The 11,341-nt window shown below is 36.8% G+C and carries 5 protein-coding genes and 2 pseudogenes; 1 reads left to right on the top strand and 6 read right to left on the bottom strand.

What is annotated here, in order from left to right:
* Window positions 1-61: 61 nt before the first annotated feature.
* A pseudogene (locus GW534_RS16420) lies at window positions 62-166 on the bottom strand (metal-dependent hydrolase); the annotation flags it as partial.
* A gap of 79 nt (window positions 167-245) precedes the next feature.
* Between GW534_RS16420 and mutY the strand changes: the two are divergent.
* Window positions 246-992 (top strand): annotated as a pseudogene (gene mutY / locus GW534_RS09300) (A/G-specific adenine glycosylase); the annotation flags it as partial.
* A gap of 183 nt (window positions 993-1,175) precedes the next feature.
* Here the strand turns inward: mutY and GW534_RS09295 are convergent.
* The 5 genes from GW534_RS09295 to GW534_RS09275 form a co-directional block, all read right to left on the bottom strand.
* Window positions 1,176-2,498: an aromatic amino acid transport family protein gene (locus GW534_RS09295; RefSeq protein WP_161920748.1), complete on the bottom strand. Its 1,323-nt coding sequence runs from the start codon at window positions 2,496-2,498 to the stop codon at window positions 1,176-1,178.
* Window positions 2,499-3,202: 704 nt separating this feature from the next.
* Window positions 3,203-7,621 (bottom strand): coiled-coil domain-containing protein, encoded by a 4,419-nt coding sequence (locus GW534_RS09290; protein ID WP_161920747.1) that lies wholly within the window; start codon window positions 7,619-7,621, stop codon window positions 3,203-3,205.
* Window positions 7,608-8,348: a DUF6063 family protein gene (locus GW534_RS09285; RefSeq protein WP_161920746.1), complete on the bottom strand. Its 741-nt coding sequence runs from the start codon at window positions 8,346-8,348 to the stop codon at window positions 7,608-7,610. Before GW534_RS09285 ends, GW534_RS09290 begins: the two co-directional genes overlap by 14 nt.
* Window positions 8,335-9,849 (bottom strand): replicative DNA helicase, encoded by a 1,515-nt coding sequence (locus GW534_RS09280; protein ID WP_161920745.1) that lies wholly within the window; start codon window positions 9,847-9,849, stop codon window positions 8,335-8,337. The genes GW534_RS09285 and GW534_RS09280 overlap by 14 nt, the downstream gene beginning before the upstream one ends.
* On the bottom strand, window positions 9,822-10,853 hold the full coding sequence (locus tag GW534_RS09275) for a Wadjet anti-phage system protein JetD domain-containing protein (protein ID WP_161920744.1): 1,032 nt from the start codon (window positions 10,851-10,853) through the stop codon (window positions 9,822-9,824). The genes GW534_RS09280 and GW534_RS09275 overlap by 28 nt, the downstream gene beginning before the upstream one ends.
* Window positions 10,854-11,341 lie beyond the last annotated feature (488 nt).

Below are 11,341 nucleotides of genomic sequence, written 5' to 3'. Positions count from 1 at the left end.
TTATCACATATTTGGCAAAGTTTGGGTGGAATTATCTCGAAGAATTTTACTCTTCAGGGCTGGCTTGGGAACCAACGAGCGTACCGATAAGCACCGCGTGAGCTAGCGTCGGATCGTTTGCAATCGTTGGATCGAGCGTCGCCAATCCACCTAATGCAAATCCCATTAAAACGTGTGTACCTGTATCCGAATAAAAGGCCTCCTTTTTCCGATTGTACTCATTTTTAGTTTACCACCATGGAGGAATGAACGTGAAAGAAAATGTACAACAAATATTGGACCATTTTCATATTGAACAATTTCAGCACGATTTAATTCATTGGTTCGTCAAAGAACAACGCGATTTGCCTTGGCGAAAAGAAAAAGATCCGTACAAAATATGGGTATCGGAAGTGATGTTGCAACAAACGCGCGTCGATACGGTCATTCCTTACTTTTATAAGTTTATCGAAAAGTTCCCGACTTTAGACGCCCTCGCTGAAGCAGAGGAAAAAGAAGTGTTGAAAGCATGGGAAGGGCTTAGATATTATTCGCGCATTCGCAATTTACATGCAGCGGTAAAAGAAGTGAAAGAAAAATACGATGGATGTGTGCCGGCATCGAAGGAACAATTTTCGTCGTTGAAAGGAGTTGGACCATATACAACGGGTGCGGTATTAAGCATCGCTTACGACATTCCTGAGCCCGCGGTTGACGGGAATGTCATGCGGGTGTTATCGCGCATTTTTTATATAACAGATGACATTGCAAAAGGGAGCACGCGAAAAAAGTTTGAACAACTTGTTTCTTGTATCATTGCGCACGATAATCCGTCTGATTTTAACCAAGCGTTAATGGAGCTTGGCGCGCTCATTTGTACACCGAAAAGTCCAAGTTGCTTCCTATGCCCTGTGCAGCGTCACTGTCGCGCATTTGCAGAAGGGGCAGAAGGAAAGTTGCCTGTAAAAACGAAAGGAAAGGCGCCAAAACATGTTTCTTTCCGCGCTATTGTTGGTACAGGGGGACGGGTTCGGTGTTCCATTTTTTGATTCACCGGGTCTGTCTCTCTTTTTCATTCCAGGGGAGGTACAAGGGAAGGGTGATACAAGGGGACGGGTCCGTCGTACCATTTTCTGATACATGGGACCTGTCCCTCTGTTCCATTCTCCCTCTGTTTCATTCCTCTGTTGCATTCCTTAGAATAGTACGCGAATACTCGATAACACCACAAGAATTCCTACAATGATAACAAAACTATTGCTTATGTAATTTTTCCTATACTTTTCTAGTGCAGGAATTTTATAAATAGCATACATCGGCAATAAACATAGAATCGCTGCAATTAACGGTGCGTTGATCATATCAATTAAATCAAGAATACTCGGATTGGCAAAAGCGATTAACCAACTGGAAATAATAAGAAAACCGAGAATGATATTTTTAGTCGTTTTTTCATTAAATTGTTTATCCATTGCTTCGCCGTAAATTTTGATCAAATCTTGTGCTCCTTCAAATGCACCTACGTAATGTCCAAGGAATGATTTTGTAATCGCAATAAAGGAAACAATCGGCGCTGCCCAAACAAAAAACGGCATATCAAATTTATTAGCTAAATAAGAAAGAACTGGTAAATTTTGTTCTTGGGCTAACATAACATCCTCAGCTGACATACTTAACACACAACTAATCCCAAAAAACATAACAACGGCAACCGTAATAATATAACTGACTCGTTGAATTTGCGCCGTCTTCCGCTCAATATGCTTCATTCCGTATGTTTCCCGCTGTTTCACAACGAATGAAGAAATAATCGGAAAATGATTAAACGAGAACACAATAATCGGAATAACTAACCAAGCTGCTGATAAGATTCCACCAATCCCGATCCCACCATCTGCATTTGTAAACCGACCAAATAAGGAGATATTTGTAAAATCCCATTGTGGTATTAAGAAAAAGCTAATAATAACTAAAAATGCGATAAATGGATAAACGATATATTCCATAATTCGTACAATCGTGTCTTGACCGTTATTAACAAGGAAAATCAACCCAAGAACTAACACAAATGAAACTAAAATTCTTGGTGGAGGCGTAACGCCGACTTGGTTTTCAATCAAACTCATCGTCGTATTCGTAATTGAAACAGCGTACATAATTAAAATTGCATAAAGAGTAATGAAGTAAGTGATGTCAAAAATGACTCTTCCATTATCCCCAAAGTACTCATGGACCGTCGCTGTAATTCCATCTCCCACAGACTTTGAACCGTATATCATTTTAGCTAGTCCTCTATGTGAAAAGTAGACAATTGGATAAGCAAGGATAAGTGCTAAAAATAAAGTAAGAACTCCACCCTGTCCAATGCTGATTGGTAAAAAGAGAACTCCCGCTCCAATGGCTGTACCGAAAAAACTCAATGCCCAAGTCGTATCTTGCCGATGCCACTTATTCGGATCTTTATATACATGGTGTTCTTCGTTTACAACACGATTTACCTCAGCTGCATTTCGGCTCATTTGTATTTCCTCCCAAAAGATTGCTCTTATTATCGTTCGCCATTTCACATGAAAATATAAAAAATGGAGGATGATTTTTAAGTGATAAATGGAAAGATAGTTAAATTTATTGAAACTTGAGCCAGTGGATCCAGACTAGGGACTTTTTATCAGCAGTGAAACTTTATATATCATTAGTGAAATTAAATATATCATTAGTGAAATTAAATATATCATTAGTGAAATTAAATATATCATTAGTGAAAACAAATTTTTCATTAGTGAAAACAAATATTTCATTAGTGAGCTGAAGTTTATCATTAGTAAGTATGGCATATCGGTAGGTATTACCCTTTTAATTCGGAAATCCCTCCTTATCCCTAATTAAAACACTCTTTATCCGTAGTAAACCAACCCATTATCCGTAGTAAACCTTTAACCGCACACAATCCTATCCCCAGTAAAACGCTCACCCCTATTGCAAAAAATGGTACAAGGAACCCGTCCCCCTGTTCCACCAAACAAAATGGTACGAGGTACCCGTCCCCTTGTACCACCCTTAAACCTACCCCAAAAAAGAAACAAGGGACCTGTCCCTCCGTATCAGCACCACTGGATGAAACACCGAACCCGTCCCCCTGTACCACCCCTGTACCAAAAAAAGACAAGGTTGTTAGCCTTGTCCAATATATGAAAACCAGCGTTCCCCGTTAACTTATTCATATTTAAAACAACGTCATCTGTTCCGTTTCGGCTAAGCGTTCTAATGTTTCTGGTTCATGGTCTTGGAAATACGCACGATGTAACCATTTTTCCTTCGTCATGATTTGTTTTTCGGAATCCTTTGAATCACGTAGACGACAGCTATATATGATTGGGAAATAGTCTTGTAAAAACTTCCCTTCTGCATGAGCAGTCAAAGCAATAATTTGGAAACCTAATTGTTCGGCAACAAAGAATACCGGATTTAACACATGGTCACTGGATGCTTTTCCGAATGGGTTGTCTAAAATTACAGCGCGGTTATGTTTCATCCGTTTTTGTTGATGTGTTTTCTTTTCCGCAACATAATTTAATAGACCTAAGAATAACGTCATATTTTTACTCCATTTTTCTCCACCGGACCAAACATTACTTTGTTCCCAAGAGTAGGATCGGGTTGTCACTTTATTTTCATTTGTTACTTTACGACAACTTACTTTCATCGCTTCATTATTCATAACGATTTGTAAAAGTTGCTTCGTTTGAAGCCACATTTCTAAATCTTTTCGAATTTTTGCTTCATCTTGAACATCATCTTCTTTTAAGTAACGGTCTGATTCTAATTGTTTTAAAATCCAATCAATATGGTTACGGATTCGTTGTTTACCTTCTTCTTCCTGCCATTCGGGGATCTTAAATTCATAAATCATTTTCCATTGACCGTCTACTTTAATTTTCGTGTTTTTCGGAATATGTTTTAATTCTTCGACTACCGTTTTTAAGTGGGCATGAATTCGATTAATATAAGCTTGTAATTCTTCATCTTCTCTTCGGATACTTTCATTGGCATAATTCGTTGTCCGTTCAATGTTTAACGTCATATTTTTCTTAAAATCAAGTAAATCTTCATACGTTGTTTTATATTCCACACCATTTTCAGCCATCTTTTGTAATCGATAATCTGTAATTGTCGTGCAAAATTGTTTAAAGGCTTGTTTCTGCTTACCAACATGTTCTTCTTCATGGTCTACTTGCTGACTGCGATTTTCAAGTTCATTTATGGTAACACGTGCAAATTTTTTCCGATTATACGTAAACTCTGTTTTTTCATCAACACTTAAGCTTATCGCTTCAACTTGTGGTGCGTTGAAATGATGTTTTTCAATATATCGTTCTAACAAGCGCTCCGCATCATGAATACTATTTCGTTCTCGTTCAACTTGATGCATTTGTTCATCTATATATTTTTTCTCGTCTCGAAGTGCTTTTTTCTCCTGTTGTAAATCCACCTTCACTTTATCTAATGGATCTGTAAATGTTACAATTTCAACACCATGATAAACATCTTCAAAACTTTGAACCTTGCTTTGCCATGCCCCCTTTTGAACGTCTCTCGCAGAAGCTTTCTCTTGCACCTGCCTTTGTAATCGAGAAAGCTCTTCCTTCACTTCTTTAATTTTCACATTTAGCTTTTGGATTAATTCTTCCCCATCTGTTGGGAAAACTAAATTCTCATCTAAATCACTGCTTTCTTCACGCAGCTCTTTCATTTCCCTCGTTAAACGTTCGACATTATCCTGTGCACTTTTCAAACGTACCTGTAATTCTCCATAACTTGTGTTTATTTCATGTAATTTATATTGTAGCGTGCGAATTTTATCTTGAATTATTTTTTTACTTTCGTTTGTATAGACTGGCGTTAACGAGCGTACTTCATCATACTCATCACTTTTTTCTATTGATCTAATTTCTGCTTCAAGGTCCCGCTTTCTTTCTTCTAAAAATTCTTTTTGCTCCGCATAGTCCTTCAACTGTGTTTCCAGACGCTTCACCCTATTTTGAATTTCAGCAATCTCTTCCAATAAAAGTTTTTCTGAAGCCTTGGCATCCGCTACTTCTTGCCGATACTTCACATATTCATACGCCTTCTCAATTTTCCTTTCCAAACCTTGCATCTCATCCCGATGTTGCTTAACCGTTTGTTCAATTTGCTCAATTTGCTGAAGTAATCCATCTTTAGTTTGGATGGAATGATTGATTTGGCGGTCCAACTCTTCAATATCCCTCATTAATTCTGATTGCTTAGTGTGGAGGTCAGTTACTTTTTCATATGGATACTTTTGAACAAACTGTCGAAATGTGTGTAATCCCTTTTCCCACTGTTTCAACTCATTTTCCTTGGCTACACGTTCCGTTTTCGACTTTTTCGCTTCCACCAATATTTCTTGTTTCCATTGTTCAAAGGTCTCATCGTTCAGCCCCATCTCCCAATGGGATGGTGTTATCCAAGCAAACTCTTCTTGCTTCGTTTCTTTTTGAATAAGTGCTGCTTCTTCTGTTGTTAAAATTTGTATCGGAAAACGGAGTTGATCCGCAATTTCTTCAATTTTCTTTTGTAATGTAGGCTTTGACTTTTTCGTTGTTACAAGGGTAACCGCCCATAGCGGATAATCTACTTTATTTTGATAGTCTTTTTCATCTAAACCTTGTAAATATTCAATTCCCGTTACACAATAATCTAATTGGTTTTTCCAAGTTTTTATCCGCTTTTCAATGACTGGATCACTAAAAAAGGTCACCTGTTCTTGATAATCGTCAACTAACCGATAGGCAACACGTTCTTTGTACAGGTACTCTTCTTTTTCCCGATTTAATTTTTCCACGGTCTCCATTAATCGGTTTTCTATCGACTGTTCATGTTCATAAACCGAATCAAGCGTTGACCATTGTGGACGAAGCGAACTTAACTGTTTAATCACTTCACTTTGTTCTGCTTCAATTTGATTTTTTGCCGTCACAATTAACCGCAATTCATTCGTTAAATCATTCTTTTTATATTTTTGACGTTCAATCCTTTGATCTAATTCAATAATTTCTTTATTCTTCGATTTCTTTTCTGACTCCAGTCGAATAATTTCTTCATCTAGAAAATGATAACGATTCTGCCATTTTTCCAACTCAATATACACTTGTTCTTGCTCGGGATTGGCAAGTAGGGACTGTTCCAACTTTTTCATATCCCCTGTTCGCGTTTCAATTGTCGTTCGAACACCTGCCAAGTCTTGTTGTTTCATTTGTTCTAATTTTCGGTTCGAATCGATTTCCTGTTGTGTTTTTTCAATGTAATCTAAAATCGGATTTAATTCATATTGCAGACCTTTGATCTCATCTTGAATTTCTTCCATTGTTTTTAAAAAATAACCGAGTAATGCTTGATTCGCTTGTTCAAGTTGAATTTCCAAGTCATGCAGTTCTTCTTTTTCTGTAAGCTTATCCATTTCACTTTCCACATAGGTAATTTCTTCTTCATGCTGACGTAATTCTTGTTTACATTGGGCTAATTTTAGTGAGAAAAACTCCTTATTATACGTATCTAGTTCTTCCTTTTTACTATGATAATCCGCATTCACCTGTTCAAATTCCTCACGTAAACGATCAAACTTCTCTTGTTCAACGGCAATTTGATACGAAGCCTGTTTTATCTCATACCGCTTATTCTTTTGTTCCCACCCTTGTAAAAGCTCCTCAAGATTTTGTTGAGCGGCCGTTACTTCTGATTTTTGAATATGAATTTCTTCCCAAATTCCCTTTGCCTTCTGTTTCGACTTTTCATAGTTTTGACGGGCTAAATGCAATTTTTCAAAGGTTTGAACGTATTTTTCTAGTTGTTCCTGAATCCGTTTATTTTCTTCGATTGTTTCTTTCAATTTTTTATATCTTTTTAAACTATCAAGCTGTTTTTCAAACATATCTGCAAATAGATTCGGATTATGGCCTGCAATTGAATGTTCCACCGTCGGAATTAGCAAACGATCAAATAATTGGGTCGTCGTTTTACAATTTTCAAAGAAGGTTTCTACGCCACCTTCTGTACTATTAATCTTCACAATACTATCCCATTCATTGACGATTATATGATATTGTTCCTCAATAAACTTGCGATAATCTTTAATCGTAGAAAAGGTATGTGCAACGAGTGGAAAACGATCTTTCATATGGCTATAGTAATCTTGCATTTCCCCGCGATCAGCCGGACGATTCCCATCTTTCCCACGGCGCACAAAAGGAATTTCTTCAATGCCATGTTCATCACCAGGTCCATATTCATACACGTAGCGGAGAGAATCGAGACCATCCTTTGTCATAAATAATGTAACCGCCGTAACAAGATATCGCCTTGGTTTATCATTTAATAACCATTCAATGGCAATATGTGCCGGGGCATTTTCTAACACTAACGTATTCTTTATTTTCCGGTCGGCTAAATCAGTATGGGGAATGACCGCTTGTAATACAGTTTGAATGAAAACCGTTTTTCCGCCACCATTTTCTAGTAAAATAGCTCCGTTATAACCGTCAAATAAAAACACCTCATCGTTGTAACGTTTTTTCCCTTCCTCATATACTACATTTGTTAAGCGAATTTTATTAATGGCTGGCATCCGTATCCTCCTTTTCAAAGGCATAAATAAACTCAAAAATCCCTTTATTGAACTCGACTTCCATAAAGAAACGTTGAATAATTGTCATTGCTTTTTCCGTTAACGTAATTTCATTATTGCCGATATCTTGGACGAGTTCTTGGTCTATTAAAAATCGTTTTACCGTATCAAGAAAACTCATCCGACTAATCGTATTTCCGGTTTGACGTTTCGCCGTTTCTTTTATATCATCCATGTCTTCCCATTTTTCAATAATTGTAGACCAGTTGTAGGAAAATTCTTTTTCATATTCTTTAAGTTCTTCTTCATCATGGGATTTTAAATGGTCGATTCTTTCTTGAATTAAGCGAATCCAATCATCAAGGCCAATAAATTGACGAGTTGGTCCAGGACTTTGATACGAGTCATAAAAACTACCAAAAAGAATAAGGGTACAAAAATAGAGTAAATAAATATCCGCATTCGTTGCCCCTGATCGTAAATACTTCCGCTTTATCCAATCATTACTAACATGAAAGGGAGATAGTTTCGTTTTCGGGACAAGAAATAACTGTTCACTCGTTTTAATGATAACACTATCCACTTCCTTACTAAATAAATCTAAAAGTGCCCGTACACGGTCATCTGCATTATAAAGCTGTACTTCTTCTTGGCCAACGACACCGTTTTTCGCTAGTTTCGTATATATTTGAAAGGCTCGAATGACCGTTTGCTCAGAATAATCCATCCTCATCTTCCTCCAATGTAATTATCATTTCACTTATCGAATAGCGGTCTACTTTTTGAATGATGGACGATGTTTCGATTACTTTTAAAGTTCTCGAACCAAGTAATCCGAAGGCTTCACCAAAAATCGTATTATTATCCTCTTCATCACCAGTCTCATTCGTTATCGGTGAGCGTTGATGGAGCACAATCCAAAAGTCATAAAAGTATCGATGTTCATAAATTGAAGCTAAATCATTGTTCTCTAAATACGTCATAAAATCAGATAAACAGTTTGCCTCGCCTTCCTCATAAGCTTGTAAAAAGTAAGACATCAGTTCTTTATACTTTTCTGTAAGCCATAATTTATAAGGATCCCCACTCGCATCATCATCTACTTCATAGAAATGATATTCTACCCGTTCATCCCGACCTTCTACAATATTTTGCTCAGCCAGCACGGTAAGTGGTGACCAAAATTCATTTTCTTCCACTTTTAAAAATGGATGTAAAATTCCTTTCATCGCTACCATCGGTAACGGTGTTGAAACAATGCGCGAAACGATATCTTGGTCAAAATTAAAGGATTGCATCCCGGTATAATAAAGCGATTCTTGCGCTGTAATTAACGTCGTATTTTTCAAATGGAGCGTTTGATCTAATAGTTGTGTATGTTCATAATGAACTTCTTCTAGTTCCCGATTAATTTTTAACACATAACCGTACGTGTTCTGTTCCTTTTGGTGGATGTTTTCCGCGTACAAGCGATCCCTCGTTTCTTTTACAAAATCCCGCAATTCCTTAAATTCTTCGTCTTCTCTCTCTAATCTTGTATAAATATCATCGAGTAGCTCTTTATACCGCTCAAAAGTTTCTTCAGAAATAATACTCCGCTGTATCTCATGTTTTAATTTTGTAATGCGTTCCTGAAGCGTTTCGACATCAATGCGCATTTCGTTAATTTGTCGTAATGCTCCTTTAAACTCTCCCTTTTCCAGTTGCTTCCGCAAAATCAATTGGTTAATGGATAGTTGAAATTCACTGTAAAACTCTTTCGTGGCAAAAATTAATTCAAGACCATCTTCATCAAGGGTGTAATATTGAACATTGGCAGTTGCATCGAAATTGTTCGCCTTTAAAATGGAATATTCAATATTCTGTTCCGATTTTGTTTCCCAATCAAAAAATGTATAACTCCGTTTTTTCCCTGTTGTCGGACGAAAGGTTTGAATAAGGGTCCGTGCCAGTTGTTCATACGTCTCATCTTTTAAAACATACACTTGTTTCGTTGCTTCTTTTAAAAAATAAGCCAATTCCTTTACACCGATTTTGTTATTACGAATTAATTTTTGCTCAAAGAAAAAGAGAAGGGTCAGAAGACCAAGACCTTTCATATCAATCCTCGTCCCATTCAAATCCGTCTCCCGCTTCCGGTCTAAATCATATAACGGATCAAACAGGGCAATTCTCCGCACCCGGTCACGAAACCCGTCCATTAATTGTTGTACGTCAATTTCTTCCAATCAGCTTCCCTCCAAATCTGTTGCAATTCTTTAGACTTTAATATTTCTTGCGGATAATACTTTCCTTGTGAAAAAACGTCTTCAATTTTCGCTTGTTGTGTTGGTGAAAATTGCTTGATAAACGTCGTTTGTGCCTCTTTATATTGTTTTTGGTAATCCTTTCCGTACACAGGTTGCTTCTCCAAACATGCTTCATAAAAGGGCATTGCAAGTTGAGCGGGAATTTTTTTCGTTAATGAATACCAAATTGAAATTCCTTCCCTGTCTAGATCGCCAAAGTAAAAAAAGACATGTTCCGCTTCTACTGGATATTGTTCCGAAAATTGTTCAATACTTTGGATAACTTTTTTACCACTCCCGTAAACTAAAGTAGAAAATTCGGTTTTCTTTAATGCGGGAAGCAGCCCTTGATACGTTGTTTTATTTTCAACGATTAAATGATATTGGGTCGTGGAGTGAATCGTTTTCGGATTTACCGCAAACATTAACGGGTCAGAAACGGGGGTAATTTTTAACCGCTCAAATAAACCAACCCGCTCAAGTATTTCTTTCCCACCTTTTTCCGTAATCCACTTCTCATCTTGAACAAGTTCAAAACTTCGCTCCGGTGCCGGTACAACTTCTTTCGGAAAACCGTTCGTATGCAAATAGTCATTTATTTTTAAAAGATATGGGAGATCATGTTGCCATATGGTAGAGTCCTTTTGATAATATTCATCGAGATTAATCGCTGGATGGAGTTCGTTCTGATATTGTTGAATTTCTTGATGGAAACGAGCAGATAGCTTACTTTTATCAATACGGTATTGATAAGCAAGTGATGGCGTTCTTGTTGTCCTCCCTTTTGACTTCACCATTTGTAAAACACCGTTATTTTCAAGGGATATAATTGTATTCGCAAAGTCATCATAGTCTTTGAAAAAACTTCCTAATAGGTCTTGTAAGTCTGATAGTAAAATCGTCCGTTTCGGATATGTATTTAAACTTTTATAGATTTTTTCCATACAAAGCACCCCGTCATAATTCTTTTAGTATAATTTTACTAGAAAAAGAGAGAAATAACAGTATGTATATACTTTCCAAAAAATGTATAATTTAAATCTCCGCAAACAAAAAAATAAAAGCAACGAGTAACATTTCCATACCATTGCTTGTAAAGGGAGTCGTGTGATTCTCTATGAAACATTGATTTTTAAAATAACTAATATAAATAGACAAATTCGATTTCACTACGCCACAAAATATATCGTTAGTGAAATGGATTTTATCATTAGTGAAACAAAATATATCGTTAGTGAAATGAATTTTATTATCAGCGAAAAAGCAACCGCAATAGTTATCCGTAGTAACTAAACCAGTATCCGTAGCACATCCCTTTTCCCACAAAAGCCCAAACATTCAACAGTAGCCCATTATGTTTAGTATAATGATAATTGTCGTGGTTTCATTTTTTAATCATACATACCCAGGAATATTTCATTTTTCCTCCTCA

Origin of the sequence: Pallidibacillus pasinlerensis (assembly GCF_009996845.1) — a bacterium.
GTDB classification, from domain to species: Bacteria; Bacillota; Bacilli; order Bacillales; family Caldibacillaceae; genus Pallidibacillus; species Pallidibacillus pasinlerensis.
Note: the sequence above shows the minus strand (reverse complement) of the source record. Positions and strands in the feature narration are given on the sequence as shown.

Bases quoted from the DNA above. Each gene is read 5' to 3' on its own strand.
- GW534_RS09295 (WP_161920748.1), bottom strand. From the start codon at position 2,498: ATGAGCCGAAATGCAGCTGAGGTAAATCGTGTTGTAAACGAAGAACAC.
- GW534_RS09290 (WP_161920747.1), bottom strand. From the start codon at position 7,621: ATGCCAGCCATTAATAAAATTCGCTTAACAAATGTAGTATATGAGGAA.
- GW534_RS09285 (WP_161920746.1), bottom strand. From the start codon at position 8,348: ATGGATTATTCTGAGCAAACGGTCATTCGAGCCTTTCAAATATATACG.
- GW534_RS09275 (WP_161920744.1), bottom strand. From the start codon at position 10,853: ATGGAAAAAATCTATAAAAGTTTAAATACATATCCGAAACGGACGATT.